This window comes from Pseudogracilibacillus sp. SO10305 (assembly GCF_037072005.1).
Taxonomy (GTDB): Bacteria; Bacillota; Bacilli; order Bacillales; family Amphibacillaceae; genus Pseudogracilibacillus; species Pseudogracilibacillus intestinigallinarum.
The window spans coordinates 27,146-44,419 of the sequence record NZ_JAXHDE010000002.1 but is presented as its reverse complement, the minus strand read 5'-3'; the positions used below and the strand labels follow the sequence as shown (position 1 = coordinate 44,419).

Genomic DNA, 17,274 nt, shown 5'->3' with positions numbered 1-17,274 from the left:
AACCCCAATAGATAGCTTAAATATTTAAGCAGATAATTGACTGGCTTGTTCCTAGAATTGTACGGACTCATTCCAGTCAATTTTTCTTTTATTCGTTTATTACTTTTATTGATTTAGTGCGTATTTTAGCATGTTAAATGAATTATAAATAACATAGTAATACATATTATCCTTTTTTGTTGATAATAAATATTAGTGTCAATAAACTTCTTACATCATGTATGATTCAGAATGCTTTTTAAATGTTGTGTACTACTATTCACTCAAACTTAGTTCATTTTTTCATACGTTCAAATCCTCTTTCTAAACACTTCTAATACTTATCAATTTTATAAATAATACATAATAGTTCCATAATATCGCCTTTTGTTGAACTTTTTCTTCCCTTTATACAATTTGTAGACTTTTTTGACAACTTTTTATAACGGTTGATATGATAATAACACTTGTCGAAAATCTAGCAATAAATTTTGGGGGAGAATTTACGAACGGAGGAAGGGAACATATGGTATCATTTATTTTAGCACTTATTATTAGTTTATCTGTATTAGTTTTTCTTATTATGAAATTAAAGATTAATCCTTTCATTTCATTGTTTCTCGCAGCTTTAATATTAGGGTTAATATCTGGTATGCATTTACTAGATGTGATTGCAGTGATCAATAATGGTTTTGGATCAACTTTAGGAAATATTGGAATACCTTTAATTTTAGGAGCGATATTGGCAATAGGTATTATTGATTTACGGGCAGCAGATGTCATTACAGCTTTTTTTGATAAAATATTTAAAGGAAAGCGTATGGAATTAGCGCCTGCATTATCGGCATTCGTTATTTCCATTCCAGTGTTTGGGGATATTACGAACTTATTAGTTGCGCCTATTGCATCCCGAGTTGCAAAATTAAAAAATATTTCCATGACAACGATGGTAGCATTTACAGGTTTAGGATTAATATTAACACATGGTTTAGTACCTCCGACACCTGGAATTTTAGCGACGACTTTAGAGTTAGAAGCTGATTTAGGATTCGTTATTATATATGGGTTACTAACTAGTTTTGTAGCGTTTTTTATGACGTGGTTCATTTTTAAGAAATGGACAGAAAAAGAGTTTGTTGCACCATTAGAGAAATTTTCTGGGGTAGATGATACAGGATCGAAGAAGCATTTTCCATATATCTTAGCGTTTTTACCAATCTTAATCCCGATTATTTTCATTGGTTCATCTTCTGTAGCTAACACATTATTGGCAGAGGGGACAAGCTTACATAATCTAATGAACATTTTAGGTGATCGAGTTGTCGCTTTATCTAGTGGAGTGATTATGACATGTATTCTTGCCTTTCTATATAAACAAAATGTATATGAAGCTGCCAGGCGTGAAGATAAAAATATAAAAAAAGATACACCGTTTTTACAAATCATTATGGAATCATGGGTAAGTCGTGGATTAGCTGTTGCTATTTTGCCTTTATTAGTCACTGCAATGAGTGGTGCGATTGCTGCGCTTATTAGCGAAAATGAACATGTCGAGACTATTGCCAATTCCGTTGCAGAAAGCAATATTCCAGTTATACTTATTCCTTATTTATTAGCAGCAATACTTGTAGCAACCGTAGGATCGATTACGACAGCAGCACTTACAACAGCAGGTATTTTAGGACCTGTTTTAACGTTGCTAGGATTATCGCCTGAAGCGGCAACATTAGCAATCGGTGCAGGGTCATTAGCAGTTATCCATATGAATAATAGCGGATTTTGGATACAGCTACATTTATTTAATGTTAATACGAAACAAGGATTGAAATATATTACGTTACCAACATTTGTCGCATCAATCATTGCGATTGCATTTATTACATTATTACATACAATCAATGTTATTTAGGAAGAAGGTAAAAAATGAGCAAAATAGATGGGAAATATTTACGTTCGAATGATATTGAAAGTTCAATCGCTAGAGCGTTTATGCAAGGGGCAGGTTTTAAAGAGGTAGATATGCGTAAAAAGCCTGTCATCGGTATTTGTAATAGTTGGAGTGAATTAAATCCGTGTAATATGAATTTACAACATATTGCACAGTATGTGAAAAAGGGAATTGAAGAGGCTGGTGGTATCCCAGTGGAGTTTCCGACTATTTCGATTCATGAACAAATAAACAATCCATCTTCATTATTATTAAGAAACTTAATGACGATGGACGTGGAGGAAATGATTAACCGTAGTCCAATTGATGGGGTCGTTTTATTGAATGGTTGTGATAAAACAGTACCAGCACAATTAATGGGCGCGATTAGTGCAGGAAAGCCGATGATATCTGTACCTGCTGGTCCACGTGGAACGTCGATGTGTGGTGGGAAACCTATAACGATCCATAGTTTATGGGAACAAAAAGAAAAGCGTCAAAAAGATGAAATTAATGATCATGATTGGGATGCATATATGAGTAAGCTTATACCTACTCCTGGAACGTGTAATGTAATGGGAACAGCTTCCACAATGGCTGCGATTGTGGAAGCTTTAGGTTTATCAATCCCAGGTACAGCTTTTTATGAAACGATGAGTAACGAGAGGGAAGAAGCATCCATTGCAACTGGTCGTTTAGCTGTGGAGGTGGTGAGAGAAAATCGTACACCAGACCAATTCGTTACTTTAAAGTCATTAGAAAATGCATATCGAGTCGTTAGCGCTTTAGGTGGTTCAACGAATGGAATTATCCATTTAGAAGCTATTGCAGGTAGAGTCGGTTTACATTTAGGTATCGAACGACTAAAAGAATGGAGTGAAACGACCCCACATTTAGTAGCGGTAAGTCCATCGGGAGCTTATTCGTTACAGGATTTTATTGAGGTAGGTGGGATTCCTGCTTTAATGAAACATTTACAATCATTCATTCATCAAGATTCTGTTGTTATTACTGGGGAGAAATGGAATGATGTGTTAGCAGACATCGAGATTAAAGCATCCTCAGTGTTACATACTATGGAACAACCAATTAATGAAGATGGTGGGATTGCAATTTTAAAAGGATCGTTAGCGCCGACTGGAGCGGTATTTAAACGTTCTGCAGTACCAGAGAAATATTGGATCCATCGTGGACCTGCATTAGTTTTTGATGGAATGAAAGAGATGAATGCAAAAATTAATGACCCAGAATTACCAGTAGATGAGAATAGTGTGATTATATTAAGGGGGATTGGCCCTGTAGGTGCACCGGGCATGCCAGAAACAGCAAAAGTGCCGATACCTAAAAAGCTATGGGAACAAGGCGTTACAAATATGGTTCGTATTTCTGATGGTAGAATGAGTGGTACTGCAGATGGTGCCGTTGTTTTACATGTTACACCTGAAGCGGCAGTTGGTGGACCGATCGCATTTGTTGAAAATGGAGACATGATTGAACTAGATGCTGTTAAAGGATTATTAAATGTTTGTATAAGTGAAGAACAATTACAAGAAAGAAAAGCAAATTTTGTAACAAAACAAGGTGCCAAAAGAGGTTATGAATGGTTATATCATCAACATGTCATGCAAGCTGATAAAGGGGCAGATTTTGACTTCTTAACGAAAAATGGCCGTGAAAACTAATGTAAAATAATTTGAAAAAGAAGCCGCGATGGCTTCTTTTTTGTGTCGTGCGTATAGATCTTTTGGTGTGAAAGAACTGACCTTAACGATTCTGTCTAATCTAGTGTAACCTGTCCAAGTCCAATTATTGCTGGAATACTTGCAGCTATTGTTGGGAAAAATTTGTTTAAGACTGAGTAAAGAAAAGGTGAATTTGGTATGTTTATCAAATTCACCTTTTCTCTACTATATTCATTTTGTGGCTCTAAAGACCGCATTTTGTATTTTCTTTTTGAAAAGAACTGTGGTGGAATATTTTCTAGTTGTAATAGGGCTTAATCAAAATATGTAAAACATATTTTCGGTTCCTTTATCTTACAATCTTCAGCTGTTCTATTAGTGGTAACTATAAAAAATATTGCAGTTATGAAGTAAATTTTTATTAGACAATAATATGGTATATTGTGTTTGTATATATTTTATTCTATGTAATTCTTTTCATTCGCTCACTTGGATTAGTTTGCTGTATAGTAAGAAGTGCTAATGCTCTGTTATAAAGGTTTTGGAATGATACTTTGCTGCAAGGAACTTCCATTTGCATACCATTCATTAAGTACACATTACAGTGATTTTTATTTTTTGAAGAGTGTATATCTAAGATGTGATTAGCTGAAAACCAATGATTATTTAAATTGTGATTACCATGTGTATGGAAGAAACAAATATCTTTCGTGTCGCTAAATAAAATGGGGGTTTTTCGTAAAAAAGCAGTCATTTTGGCAATGACTTTTTTTCGTGCTTCATATGTAGTTAATCCAATAAATAAGCAACTTTCATGAACGATGGACATCATACTCTGTTTTACATATAGAGTCTTCATTTCTTCGATAACAATCGTCTCATAGTCCATAGAATATCCAGGAAGCAATGCAACAGAAGAAGAATTCAACATATAATTTTCTAAAATCTCCATGATCATCTCTCCTTTGATATTTAAAATACAATAATATTATAGGTCTATTTACTTACTTTGTCCAATTAATTTTAATATTCAGATAATTCATTGAGCATCTTTCGAATTTCCTCATGATGAAGCTTTTCTTTTACCGCGCGTCCCCAACCTTTTACTGCATCCGCAGATACATTTTCTAATTCCATTATTTCTTTGATAGATAATTCCGCAATGATGAAGTATTTCACCCACTTCCATTGATTTTCAGTTAGTTTTGATTGAATAGTTTTCCAAAATTCTTCGTGATAAATATACGTTTTTCGTATGATTTCATCTGTTAAATCTAGTAGAGGAATATTTGTATGTCTTGTATGGTTGCCATTCGTTAATTGTTTCTTTACTTCCTCGATATAATGGGTATCTTTTTCTTGTGTGCGGACCTTTTTCCTTAATAAATCCAATAATTTAAAACGAATTTTGTAGTTGATGAATGTTCCAATATTGCCTTTCGTATCATCAAATTCCTTATATGCCTGCCAAAGTGCCAGCATTCCTTCAGTATAATATTCATCATAGTCTGCGTAATGAATATTCAAGCGTTGGATCTGGAAGTAAATTCTTTTTTCGTTCATTTGTAAAAATGTTTCGAAATCATGTTGCAAATTCGCTCCCTCCTATAAGTTTTTTATTATTTTAATAGGAATATCGAATTAATGCACACTCTCTTAAACTAGTTCTTATGACCTTTTTGGTGTATTTTTATTAAAAAATTCGTGTTTTTTCATTATTTTTAATGAGAAATTGGGATAATTTATGGTAATTATTGGCAAAAATGCAAATTAAGCAATGTTTTATAAAAGTTAGTATCGAAATTCTATCAAGTATTTTTTCTATCACTCTTTTTCTGAACTTCTTTCGATTGTAGAAGTGACAATAATTTTCACATTGTATTTTGAGTCACAAAGAAGGAGAGATAAAAATGAACGTATTACTTTTGAATGATGAAACGATGCGGAATTTAGTAAACTTTACATCGATAGAAGAAATGAATGAGGCTGTGAAAGAACATAAGCGAACATATGATTTAAGTAAAACTGATCGAGACATTTTACATATGATTAGTCAATATGCATGTAAATATATTGGTGTTTGTTATTTAAGTAAGCAAAAAATAGCGGAGGCATCGGGGTTTACGTCAAGAAGAACGGCCATCCGTGCATGCAATCGTCTGGAACAGTTGGGTGTCATCAAACAATATGAAACGAGACGTGTAAAAGGAGACAAGCGCCGTTCGGTAAACATTATTGTCATTCAAAGAATCAAAGGGGAAAAAGTGGAAGATAATCCACCTATAAAGCAAGAGTCACAACGGGAAGTCACAGGGGAAAGTCACACCAAAGAAGCTCTTTACCAATCTCCTAATAAAGCTTATACATATAAAGATACATGGGAAGAAACGGAATATGCGTATAAAAGAGGATTGAAGTTAACGATTCCGGAAGTGTTTTATAATGCGTTTACCCCATTTTTTAATGCAAGAGAATTATACGATATATATGGTATATTACTTCGAGCGAAAGCAACGGTGAAAGAGCGGGTGTTTAGTTTAGAAGATAAAGCAGAAGAATATATTGATTATTTTTATAATGTTATTCGTTTATATAAATGGGGGAAGGTAACTAATTTAAAGGGATATTTATATCGTACATGGGAATGGTTGTCGAAACAGCTATATCGTCAGGAAAAGAATCGAGGAAAGCTTGAACAGTCGTATCTTTATTTGTCAGATGAGGAGTGGGTGGAAGAGAAAAGCTGAAATTATACTTTTACCTCATATGCGTTTGATTTTATAGAAACAAGGAGGGGCATAAATATTTTGGGGAATTTTCTATCCTTATTTATATGGTTAAATAAGTTAATTATGATTACTTTGTTTTTTCGATAAAAGTAACATGTACTTCGATTTGATAAACATATAATACTATATAATTGTCTGTTTAAATATTTCTTCTATCTTTTTGAGACTCAGGAAGTTATTGTAGTTTTTCATTTGATTAAAATTTTACTTCTTATTTGTTATAATGAGTAAAAGAAAGGGGATGTTTTGTAATGAAAGTGTTAGTTGTTGGGGCGAATGGCCAAATTGGAAAACATTTGATTACATATTTGAACGGACATACATCAATTGAAGCGCGAGCGATGATTCGTGACGAAGTGCAAGCATCATTTTTTAAAGAAAATGGTGCAGAAGTGGTCGTTTGTGATTTGGAAGAGGATGTACCGGTAATCGCAGAGGCTGCGAAAGGTTGTGATGCGCTCGTGTTTACAGCTGGATCTGGTCCTCATACGGGGAAAGACAAAACATTAATGGTTGATTTGGATGGGGCAGTAAAGACAGTTGAAGCGGCAAAAGTTGCGGCAATTAAACGATATGTCATGATCAGTTCTTTTGATACGACGAGAGCGGCGATTCAAGAAGCACCGGAAGGGTTCGCTCCATATGTTGTTGCAAAACATTATGCGGATGAATGGTTACGTGCGACAGATTTAGATTATACAATCATCCATCCAGGAAAATTAACGAATGAAGCACCGACTGGAAAGGTCGAAGTCGCTGAAGAAGTTAATAGAGATGAAGTTGCTCGTGCAGATGTGGCGAAAGTAATTTTAGCCGTGTTAGAACAAGATGCGACAATTGGCAGGGAGTTTCAAGTTGTGCGTGGAGATGTCGATGTGGAGGAAGCGGTAAGGAATTTATAATTGGTGCGGGATTTTGAATAAGGTTCAAAGGTTTCTGTAAAAGATATAAGTTAACGTATGGACGAAAAGATAGAGTTGGAGTAGAAGGGAACATTTACTACATAAATGAGTGTAAGAACATGTGTTCATTTATGTAGGATGTTCCTTTTGTTTTAGGATGAAATAAATAGGCAGTTAACCATTTATGGGTGGATGATTGTCATAGAAAATCCTTTTCCAATGTATTGGGAAGGGAGGTAATAATTATGGATGACTTCTTTGGTATTTTTAAAGAAGTGTTGAAAGGAATCGTACGTGCGATTAGTGCACATCTATTTTTGAAAACTTTTTTAAACAAAGAGAAAACCACCCGACGCCGTGACAAGCAAAAGGGTGGTTCTCAAAAATAAATTTATTTATGACAACCATCGCCTGTACGGCTGAGGCTGCAAGAGGGAGGATGACCGTCCTTCCTCTTTTCTTATCTATATCCATTTTAACGTAAAAACATGCATAAATCAATGGACTTTACTTTATAAAGTAGAGTTTACACAATTAAATAAAGAGTAGTATAAAGAGATAGAACGAGAGGCAAACTTATTTTCAGGTGCAATTTTATTACCGTTTGATGTTTTTCTGAAGAATTTCATTTGATTGAATGAAAAACAAATCCTGATGCACACAAGGAATTAAAGGAGAAGTGGTCTGTCTCATTACAAGTATTAGGTTACAGAGCGGTTGAACATGCTTTGATCCATGCGAAAGAACATCGGAATTTTGATGCAACATTGGCATCGAAGGGGTTATTTGAAACAGGAATCGTTAGATGATGTTATAGCTATTTAACGACCACAAAAAATGAAGTCTATTTTCGATTTAGTAATACGTGAAAATATTGTTGATATTCATTTATTTAAAAGTTATTTACCCAAAAAAATGGATGAAGAGCATGTCGAGTCCGTTACCTTTTAGTAAAAAGAATTGCTGCAATCATGGTTGTAGCAATTCTTTATTTTAGAAAGAAATTCATGAGATATGTAAGAAATTCCCATGTGTAAAATTAATTTTTTAGGGTACATAATACGTAACAAATAGAGTTTTGGGGGTTATGGTTGTGTATGAGCCGAAGCGTTTGACGATCATCCAGATGAACGATACACATGCATATTATGATTTGCATCCGGAGTTGTTTCTTGAAAATGGAAAAGAAGTATTTCGGGATTGTGGTGGGTATGCGCGCATTGCGACAATTTTAAAAGAGGCTAGGAAAGAAAAGCCTGATGGAGTGCTTGCGCTCGATAATGGCGACACTTTTCACGGGACATATCCTGTTGTGCAGTCGAAAGGGGAGGCGCTCGTGCCAATTATGAATGCGCTTCAATTGGATGCGATGACGGCACATTGGGAGTATGCGTATGGACCGAAGCAGCTTGAAAAATTGGTGCATTATTTAAAATATCCATTACTTGCGTGTAATTGTTATTTGAAACAAACGGATGAGTTAATGTTTCCGTCTCATATGACGATAGAACGAGCTGGATTGAAAATTGGCGTTATCGGGATTGCTGAACATATTGTCGATAAGACGATGCCACCTGAATTTTCTGAAGGGGTGTATTTTACGCGTGGTACAGAGGAGTTGCCACATATTATTGCGACCCTTCGTACGGTGGATCGTGTCGATTTAGTTGTCGTTTTATCTCATTTCGGTTTTCCACAAGATGTAAAACTTGCTCGGGAAGTGGACGGAATAGATATTATATTAAGTGGCCATACACATCATACACTTCGTAAGCCTGTCGTGGAAAATGATACGATAATTATGCAATCTGGTTGTCACGGGGCACATGTTGGACGGCTTGATGTGGAAGTTGGGTTTTGTGGGGTGGAACATTTTGAACATCGTTTAATAGAAGTGACGGAAGAGGTGACGCCTGATCCTGACGTGGCGAAGCTTGTGACGGAGTTAGAGAAACCGTATAAGGAAAAGCTCGATGAAGTTGTTGGAGAAACAGGAGTAGCGTTACATCGGTATGGGCAGTTAGAGTCGACGATGGACAATTTTTTATTGGAAGCTTTGTTATGGGAGACGGAAGCGGATGTTGCGTTTTCCAATGGTTGGCGCTACGGCGCACCAATTGCACCTGGTCCGATTACGATGCGTGATATATGGAATATCATCCCGACGAATCCACCTGTTTCAGTCGTCATGTTAACTGGCGCGGAGATATTATCTATGCTGGAGGAAAACTTGGAGCATACATTTGCGGCTGATCCGTATGAACAGATGGGTGGCTATATGAAGCGTTGTTTAGGATTGAAAATGTATGTGAAATTGGAAAATCCACCAGGAATGCGTGTGCAAGATTTGTTTATTGGTGACGAGCGGTTGGATAGGGAGCGAACGTATAAAGGGGCGTTTGTGACGGTGCAAGGTGTTCCGAAAAAGTATGGAAAAAATCGTTCGAATTTAACTGTGCGTGCGGTAGATGTATTAAGAAAATATGTGGAAGAGTGCCAAGTTGTTTCGCCGCGGCTTCGTGGTACGGTGACGGTTGTGTAAATTAAAAAACTCCCAATTCGTTTCTACTCCTAGACTGTTAGGAGGCAGGACGATTGGGAGCTTTTTGAACATGAAATAATGAGGTTTTATGGCTGTTTTTTATTTTTTGCTTTAAAACTTCGATGAAAATCTTTTCGTTTTGTCTTTGAATAAAGATATTCACCATGATTATTTAAAGCGGTACTATCGCATTTTCAAAAAGTTTCTTTGTACGTTTTACTTCACATGTAATTTAATTTTGAAATGTAAAATTCGGTAATCAATGACATCGGCAACACGATAATAAATGATTCTAATTTTTATGCCGTCTCCATGTTTATTGTGCACATAAAAATAATCTCGACCATCCATGACTGCGTCAAGTTCATTCATGATGAATTGTTCAGAAATATCTTCGCGTAAAAAACGATTTATTTTCTCAATCACTTCATCTCTAATATTCATTTTTTCCACCTTATTAACTTTCTCGTATTCTTTTTATTTGTTTATTTCCTATTGTGATGTCATAAACTTCGCAAGCGATCCTCCTTCCGTGAGCAAAATTTGATAAAGAGAGCGGTTTCATTTTTGTTTTTTCGCTCACAAACTAATTTTTCGACCCTTCCGAACGGGTCGCCCCTTCCCTATATAGATTATTCTACGTTTATATGCTAAAATCCTTTTAATTTCCACAAAATGTTTCAAAATGTTTTTTTAAGGTGATAAACATAACAATTTTTTCGTATTAGCGATACGTTAAATTTACAATCGTTTCTTACAATAAAGATGAATGTTTGATGTAAAAGGAGCGAACGACATAAAATTATTAACACCTGGACCATTAACGACGAAGTGAGTGTGAGAGGTGATGTTAAAGGATCGATGTTCGGGGGATGATGCGTATAAACAGATGACGCAGCAGATTCGTGGGGATCTTTTACAGTTAGCGAATGTTAGTGAAGAAGAATATACGACCGTATTAATGCAAGGGAGTGGAAGTTTTGTCGTAGAGTCTGTATTGACATCCGCGATAAAGCCGACAGATACGTTGCTCATTATTACGAATGGGGCGTATGGAAAACGGATGGTGGAAATGGCAGATGTGCTCGGTTTGTCTTACATCGAATTGGCGTGAGATTTTGATGAAGTGCCAAGGTTGGAAGTGATTATGTCGACATTGGAAGTAAATGAACGAATTACTCATGTTGCGGTCGTTCATTGCGAGACGACGACTGGTATGTTGAATCCAATTCATGCGATAGGAAAAGTTGTCAAAGCTCAAGGGAAGTCGTTTATTGTGGATGCGATGAGTAGTTTTGGTGGGGTACCCGTTGATATGGTCGATGCTAATATTGATTTTTTAGTAAGTAGTGCGAATAAATGTATTCATGGGGTGCCTGGGTTTGGATTTATTATTGCAAAACGTCCTTCCTTGATGGCATGTGAAGGAGTGGCACGAAGTTTATCATTGGATATTTTTTCACAGTGGAAGACGATGGAAGTGGATGGGAAATGGCGGTTTACTTCACCGACCCATGTCGTTGCTGCTTTTTATGAAGCGTTAGGTGAAATGCAGGAAATGGGTGGTGTGCGTGCCCGTTATTTGCATTATAACATGTTGAATACATATCTTCGTTCAGAGATGGTGCGTTTAGGGTTTCATCCATATATTGAGGAGGAAGTTCAATCGCCGATTATAACGACGTTTTATTATCCAGAGGGGAGTTTTCAGTTTGCTCCTTTTTATGAGGCGATGAAAGAGAAGGGGTTCATTTTGTATCCTGGAAAACTAACTGACGTCGATACGTTTCGTATAGGAAATATTGGGGATATCGTTTTAGAAGATATGAAGCTATTAGTGAACGAAATCGAATGTTACATGAACGAAAAGGTATTGCAAAAATAAGCCGATACATTAAAAAAGTAATTGCAAGATAAAATGGGGAGGAATTTTTCATGAGTAAGACATGTGTTATTTTTGATTGGGCTGGAACGACGGTCGATTTTGGAAGTTGTGCACCGGTGGAAGTTTTTTTGACGATTTTTGAAGAGGCGAGGGTGCCTGTGACGTTTGAAGAGGCGCGAAAACCGATGGGCATGTTAAAGGTGGAACATATTCGCACGATGCTAGAAATGCCGCGGATTCAGTCGGCGTGGGAGGAAGTGCATGGGGCGTTACCGAAAGAAGCGGATGTCGTCCGTTTATATGAGTCATTTGAAGGGCAATTATTTAATACATTACGGCAGTTTACGACACCTATTTCTGGGGTGGTGGAGGCTGTTCATGCATTGCGAGCAAATGGTGTAAAAATTGGTTCAACGACTGGCTATACAAGGGAAATGATTGATATTGTAAAAGTGGATGCGGCGGAAAAAGGGTATGCACCAGACTGCATTGTAACAGCAGATGAGGTAAGTGGGCATGGTCGGCCAGCACCTTTTATGATCTATGAAAATATGAAAAGTTTAGATGTAGCCGATGTGCGAAACGTTGTGAAAGTTGGCGACACGAAGGCGGATATAGAAGAGGGCTTGCATGCGGGTGCTTATACGATTGGTGTAATTGTTGGGAGTTCAGAAATGGGATTAACAGAGGCGGAGTTTGCAAAGTTGAATGAGGAAGAAAAACGAGCGAAAATTGCGGAAGTCCGGGAGCAATTTTTATCTTATGGGGCAGATGCGACAATTGAAACGATGGCGGAGTTGCCGAAGTTAGTGCGTGAGTTAGTTTAGTAGATGTTGGATTAAAAAAATAGCTACTGGATAATATGTTTATCCAATAGCTATTTTTATCTATATTTATTCGATGACTTCGTTAAAGATTTGACCACCATCAAATTCGATGATTTTTAATTTGCTTACTTTTTTAGAGAAGATGGATTTATGTGTTTTGTTGCCTTCTGCATCTTTTATTAATAAAATACGTTTACCATAATTATCTTCAATGATTTCGATTTGTGCTTCTGATAAATCTATTTCTTCTTCTAATGTAGCAAATTCTTCTAACGCTTTAAGGTCATCACTAATCTTAGTTGTATCTTCGTTCTCTAGAGACTCTTTATATTCATTTGTAAGAGTTTCTTTATCTTTGCCTTCATTTTCATTGTTTGCAACTTCGTTTGCTTCATTTTCTGAGGCATCATTTACGACTTCATTACTTTCGACTTGTGTATCATCTATTTCCACACTTTCGACTTTCGAGGAACCAAGTTGTCCACCACATGCAACGAGAAATAAAGCGATTGTGAATACCGTAATATTCTTCAATTTATGTTATTCTCCTTTTTTTTACATTTGTTCTTGCTTCATATACATCATAACAAATATGGATCGTAAATCAATGCTATTTGCCTAAAAAGTTAGAAGAAAAATTGTTCTGACAATTGAAAAGCCTTTCATTTCACTTGACAGTCACAAATGTAGTAATGATAAGGTTTTCATAAAGTTTTCATAAAAATATTTTGGTCGCGTTTTCATGAGTGGATAGGTATTTTAGACTAGGTGAGATGTGGAGTTTTTGCTTCGTTTTTGGGTGTGGTTTTTGCATGTGAAAATGGTTATTTTTGAGGGGGATTTGGCTGGGGTTTTTTTCATTTCAGTTTTTAGAAAAGTGTGTTTTTTGTATAGATTTTCATGTTATTTTGTAGCAATCATTTTTTACAGGTGTTAAGATTAAGAGTAATCAATTTAAAAAAGGATAAGTGATGTAAATTGGTCATAGTTTTGGCGTTGATTATCGGATTTTTATCTGCTTTTGTTGGAAGTTTGATCGGACTTGGTGGTGGGATTATTTTTGTCCCGGCGATGTTATATTTGCATGATTTATCGGCTAGTTTTGCTTGGGCGACTCCACAGACGATCGTTGGAATTTCGTTAATTACGATGGTGTTTACAGGGTTGTCCTCGACATTAGCTTATTATAAGTTGCGCCGAGTCGATGTGAATACAGGAGTGTTATTTTTAATTGGTAGTTTACCAGGAAGTGTCTTCGGAGCTTGGTTGAATACAAGATTAGATACGGATTCATTTTCGCTTTATTTTGGTATTTTAATGTTAATCGTGTTTGGGATGATGTTAGTCGATCGCGAAAAATTATCGAAAAATCGTTCGTTAGAAATAACAGATCGCACGCGCACGTTTACGATTGACGGAGAGACACATCATTATAATGTGACACTCGTTCCGGCATTAATTTTATCGTTTGCGGTTGGAATGTTGTCAGGTTTATTCGGCATTGGTGGGGGAACAATAAGTGTACCAGCGATGATTTTGTTTTTCGGTATCCCTGTACAAGTGGCGATTGCGACATCGATGTTCATGATATTTTTTATTAGTTTAATTAGTTCTGTTTCGCATATTGCACTCGGGCATATCGTTTGGGGGTATGTAATCTTTTTTGTGATCGGTTCTTATATTGGTGGAACAGTTGGGGCAAAAACGAGCAAATTATTTAAAGGAAAGACGTTGGAATGGATGTTGAAAATTGTGATCGTCATTGCGGCGGTTCAATTAATTTGGGAAGGGTTGTAAGAAGGAGCTTACATAGATGAAGGAAACAATTCATATTTTATATACGAATGATTTACATAGTTATTTTGATCATTGGTCACGAGTGGCGACGTTTGTGAAGTCTCGCCGTGATGATGCAGAGTCGCGTGGGGAGTTTCATATGACTGTTGATATTGGGGATCATATGGACCGTGTACATCCTCTCACAGAGGCGACATTAGGGCGTGCGAATGTCGATTTATTAAATGCACTATCTTATAATGTTGCAACACTCGGTAATAATGAAGGCATTACGCTTGCACACGATGGGTTGTACCATTTATATGATGAAGCGGATTTTCATGTTGTCTGTTCGAATTTGGAGTGTGTTTGGTCCGATACACCGAGCTGGTTGGAGATGCATCATATAGAAGATACGCCTTCAGGACTTCGGATTGGATTTATCGGTTTAACGGCAAGGTTTAATCCGTACTATCATTTATTAGGTTGGAATGTGACGGAAGTTTTCCAAGCAGTGGAACGTGAATTGGAAGCGATGCGTGATAAAGCAGATATTTTTGTATTGTTATCACATGTCGGGATTTATTTAGATGAACAAATTGCGGGGAAGTTTTCTGCACTGGATGTCATCATCGGTGGTCACACACATCATTTATTACGAGAGGGAGAAATTGTCGGCGAGACGATTTTAACGGCAGCAGGGAAACAATGTTATTATGCGGGCGAAGTGACACTCGTATATGATCATGATGCTCAGATGGTCGTGGAGAAGGCGGCGCAGGCTGTGCCCGTGGAAGATTTACCACGTGATTTGGAAACCGAGGAATTATTAGAAAAATTGAACCTCGATGCACGAGGTGTGTTAGACGAGGTGCTATGTACGTTGGATACACCGATCGAGACGAATTGGTTTAAAGAAACACCGTTTATGCGTAAATTTACCGAACAGTTGCGGTTATGGACGGATGCGGATATTGGTATGTTGAATGCAGGATTATTAGTAGAACCGTTTGAAGCTGGACCTGTTACGTATGGGGATGTCCATCGGATTTGTCCACATCCAATTAATCCGGTCGTCGTGTCGCTGACGGGAGAGCAAGTGATGCATGTAGTGGAAAGTGCTCTATCGAAAGAGTTAGTCGGATTGAAATTACGCGGATTTGGTTTTCGTGGGGAGGTTGTCGGTCGCCTCGTATTTGCAAATTTACATGTTGAAACGTATTTTGATGAGGACGGGGTTGAGCGTGTAGAGGAAGTGCTGTTTGATGGGGTGCCGCTTGAGCCGAAGCGGACATATCGCTTGGCGACGGGGGATATGTTTTCATTCGGCCGTCTCATGCCGGAAATTGCGAACGCGGAGGAGAAGCAATTGTTTTTACCCGAGTTCATAAGGAAAATTTTAGTGCATACATTAATGGATTGGTGAGCGATAGTTGCTCGTCCTTTGGGCGGGTACCTATCGTTTTTTTGTTGTAGTGGGGTTGTTGGTGGGTGTTGGGTGTGGAGTTGCAAGAATAGGGTGTGCAGTTGCAAGAATATGGAGTGTAGTTGCAAGAATATGGAGTGTAGTTGCAAGAATATGGAGTGTAGTTGCAAGAATATGGTGTGAAGTTGCAAGAATAAGGTGTGAAGTTGCAAGAATGCGGGTTGAAGTTGCAAGAATGCAGGTTGAAGTTGCAAGAATCTGGTGTGCAGTTGCAAGAATATGAGGTAGAGTTGCAAGAATCTGGTGTGAAGTTGCAAGAATCTGGTGTGAAGTTGCAAGAATATGGGGTAGAGTTGCAAGAATCTGGTGTGAAGTTGCAAGAATAAGGTGTGAAGTTGCAAGAATATGGGGTAGAGTTGCAAGAATGAGGTGTGCAGTTGCAAGAATAAGGTGTGAAGTTGCAAGAATGCGGCATAAAGTTGCAAGAATGCCGCACAAACTTGCAAGATTCCACACAAAACTTGCAAGATTCCTAGATCATCAACTTATTTCGATTCAACCGAAAATATAGTATAAAACATCAGTTTTGTTCATATAAATGAATCGAGGTGGTGCAATGCGGAGACGCCAGTTTTATATGACGCGGAAACATGTATTTTACTTGGCACTCATTTTATTTTTTGCGACAGTTTTGACGATGTTAATTATTATCGATCGAAAAATTCGTCCAGTATTAATGGATATTGCGGAATTAAAAACGATTGAGTTTGCCACGCGAACGATTAATTCTGCGGTAAAATCGACGGAAAATATAACATTTGATGATTTAATTGATGTGCAATTTGATCAAAATGGCAATGTCGCCACACTCGGATGGAATTCGGAAGCGGTGAATAGGGCGTTACGGTCGGCGACGGAGCGAGCGGAGTATTTTTTGTATGGGATGAATAAAGGAGAACAGCTCGATTTAGATGATCCCAATATGAAGCCGATTGAGTTTGGGGATACGGTAGGAGATTTAGCAGCTAAAGATCCGACGGTCGTTGAAATTCCCATTGGGCAGGCGACAGGGAACACAATTCTTGCTAATTTAGGACCGAAAATTCCTGTTCACTTTGAGATTGTTGGAAGTTTACGGTCGGATGTCGTCCATGAAGTGAAGGAGTTTGGGGTCAATGCGGCACTCGTTGAAATTTATATCCCGGTCGATGTGTCCATTCAAATTGTGATTCCATTTTTGACACAGACGGCAGAAGTGAGCACGCGTGTTTTCATTGATTCGCGCGTCATTATGGGAGATGTACCGGAGTTTTATAATGCTGGTAGTGGAGATGAAGGACCGAGCATTTCTGTGCCGAAGCAGAAGAATAGTGAATAATATCCGATAAAATAAGCGACTGAAATTATAAGAGGGGCGTGCACCATCCATTATCAAGATAAAAACGAAGGGCGCGCACCTCTTGTCAATATCAACAAAAAGTTTCAACGAAATTCAATTTTAGACAAAATGTGCAAACCCTTATGGGATAAGGAATGCTG

The 17,274-nt window shown here is 37.4% G+C and carries 15 protein-coding genes and 1 pseudogene; 12 read left to right on the top strand and 4 right to left on the bottom strand.

Features of this window, described 5'->3' with window-relative positions; genetic code table 11:
* The first annotated feature begins 505 nt into the window (after window positions 1–505).
* Together SPD45_RS02860 and SPD45_RS02855 are read left to right on the top strand one after the other, a co-directional pair.
* Window positions 506–1,888 carry a GntP family permease gene (locus SPD45_RS02860; RefSeq protein WP_336266122.1) on the top strand — a complete coding sequence of 461 codons (1,383 nt, stop codon included), beginning with the start codon at window positions 506–508 and terminating at the stop codon, window positions 1,886–1,888.
* Window positions 1,889–1,902: 14 nt separating this feature from the next.
* On the top strand, window positions 1,903–3,588 hold the full coding sequence (locus SPD45_RS02855) for a dihydroxy-acid dehydratase (protein ID WP_336266121.1): 1,686 nt from the start codon (window positions 1,903–1,905) through the stop codon (window positions 3,586–3,588).
* Between the two features lie 463 nt (window positions 3,589–4,051).
* On the opposite strand, the gene SPD45_RS02850 is transcribed toward SPD45_RS02855, so the two are convergent.
* On the bottom strand, window positions 4,052–4,540 hold the full coding sequence (locus tag SPD45_RS02850) for a competence protein ComK (RefSeq protein ID WP_336266119.1): 489 nt from the start codon (window positions 4,538–4,540) through the stop codon (window positions 4,052–4,054).
* Window positions 4,541–4,611: 71 nt separating this feature from the next.
* The gene (locus SPD45_RS02845; protein ID WP_336266117.1) at window positions 4,612–5,181 is read right to left on the bottom strand and encodes a sigma-70 family RNA polymerase sigma factor; all 570 of its coding nucleotides are present in this window, start codon (window positions 5,179–5,181) and stop codon (window positions 4,612–4,614) included.
* Window positions 5,182–5,498: 317 nt separating this feature from the next.
* On the opposite strand from SPD45_RS02845, the gene SPD45_RS02840 reads away from it, so the two are divergent.
* The 4 genes from SPD45_RS02840 (at window position 5,499) to SPD45_RS02825 (ending at window position 9,821) form a co-directional block, all read left to right on the top strand.
* Entirely contained in the window at window positions 5,499–6,335 is an 837-nt protein-coding gene (locus SPD45_RS02840; protein WP_336266116.1) for a helix-turn-helix domain-containing protein, read from the top strand.
* A gap of 293 nt (window positions 6,336–6,628) precedes the next feature.
* Complete coding sequence (locus SPD45_RS02835) at window positions 6,629–7,279, top strand: SDR family oxidoreductase (RefSeq protein ID WP_336266115.1); 651 nt, start codon at window positions 6,629–6,631, stop codon at window positions 7,277–7,279.
* Between the two features lie 245 nt (window positions 7,280–7,524).
* Entirely contained in the window at window positions 7,525–7,668 is a 144-nt protein-coding gene (locus tag SPD45_RS02830; protein ID WP_336266114.1) for a hypothetical protein, read from the top strand.
* Between the two features lie 704 nt (window positions 7,669–8,372).
* Complete coding sequence (locus tag SPD45_RS02825) at window positions 8,373–9,821, top strand: bifunctional metallophosphatase/5'-nucleotidase (RefSeq protein ID WP_336266113.1); 1,449 nt, start codon at window positions 8,373–8,375, stop codon at window positions 9,819–9,821.
* Between the two features lie 216 nt (window positions 9,822–10,037).
* Here the strand turns inward: SPD45_RS02825 and SPD45_RS02820 are convergent, their stop codons facing one another.
* Window positions 10,038–10,265, bottom strand: a complete 228-nt coding sequence (locus SPD45_RS02820; protein WP_336266111.1) for a hypothetical protein — start codon at window positions 10,263–10,265, stop codon at window positions 10,038–10,040.
* Window positions 10,266–10,590: 325 nt separating this feature from the next.
* Here SPD45_RS02820 and SPD45_RS02815 point away from each other — a divergent pair.
* Window positions 10,591–11,706: pseudogene (locus SPD45_RS02815) on the top strand (2-aminoethylphosphonate--pyruvate transaminase).
* A 50-nt stretch (window positions 11,707–11,756) separates the two neighbouring features.
* The gene (gene phnX / locus SPD45_RS02810; RefSeq protein ID WP_336266110.1) at window positions 11,757–12,533 is read left to right on the top strand and encodes a phosphonoacetaldehyde hydrolase; all 777 of its coding nucleotides are present in this window, start codon (window positions 11,757–11,759) and stop codon (window positions 12,531–12,533) included.
* Window positions 12,534–12,599: 66 nt separating this feature from the next.
* Here phnX and SPD45_RS02805 read toward each other — a convergent pair whose 3' ends face one another.
* Window positions 12,600–13,067: a hypothetical protein gene (locus tag SPD45_RS02805; RefSeq protein WP_336266109.1), complete on the bottom strand. Its 468-nt coding sequence runs from the start codon at window positions 13,065–13,067 to the stop codon at window positions 12,600–12,602.
* Between the two features lie 444 nt (window positions 13,068–13,511).
* Here SPD45_RS02805 and SPD45_RS02800 point away from each other — a divergent pair, with 444 nt between their 5' ends.
* The 4 genes from SPD45_RS02800 to yunB all read left to right on the top strand — a co-directional run bounded on the left by SPD45_RS02800 (window position 13,512) and on the right by yunB (window position 17,113).
* A complete protein-coding gene (locus SPD45_RS02800) occupies window positions 13,512–14,330 on the top strand; it encodes a sulfite exporter TauE/SafE family protein (protein WP_336266108.1) in 819 nt (272 codons plus the stop codon).
* Window positions 14,331–14,346: 16 nt separating this feature from the next.
* Complete coding sequence (locus SPD45_RS02795) at window positions 14,347–15,735, top strand: bifunctional metallophosphatase/5'-nucleotidase (protein ID WP_336266107.1); 1,389 nt, start codon at window positions 14,347–14,349, stop codon at window positions 15,733–15,735.
* Window positions 15,736–15,935: 200 nt separating this feature from the next.
* A complete protein-coding gene (locus SPD45_RS02790; RefSeq protein WP_336266106.1) occupies window positions 15,936–16,121 on the top strand; it encodes a hypothetical protein in 186 nt (61 codons plus the stop codon).
* A gap of 230 nt (window positions 16,122–16,351) precedes the next feature.
* Complete coding sequence (gene yunB / locus SPD45_RS02785) at window positions 16,352–17,113, top strand: sporulation protein YunB (protein WP_336266105.1); 762 nt, start codon at window positions 16,352–16,354, stop codon at window positions 17,111–17,113.
* The last annotated feature ends 161 nt before the right edge of the window (window positions 17,114–17,274 follow it).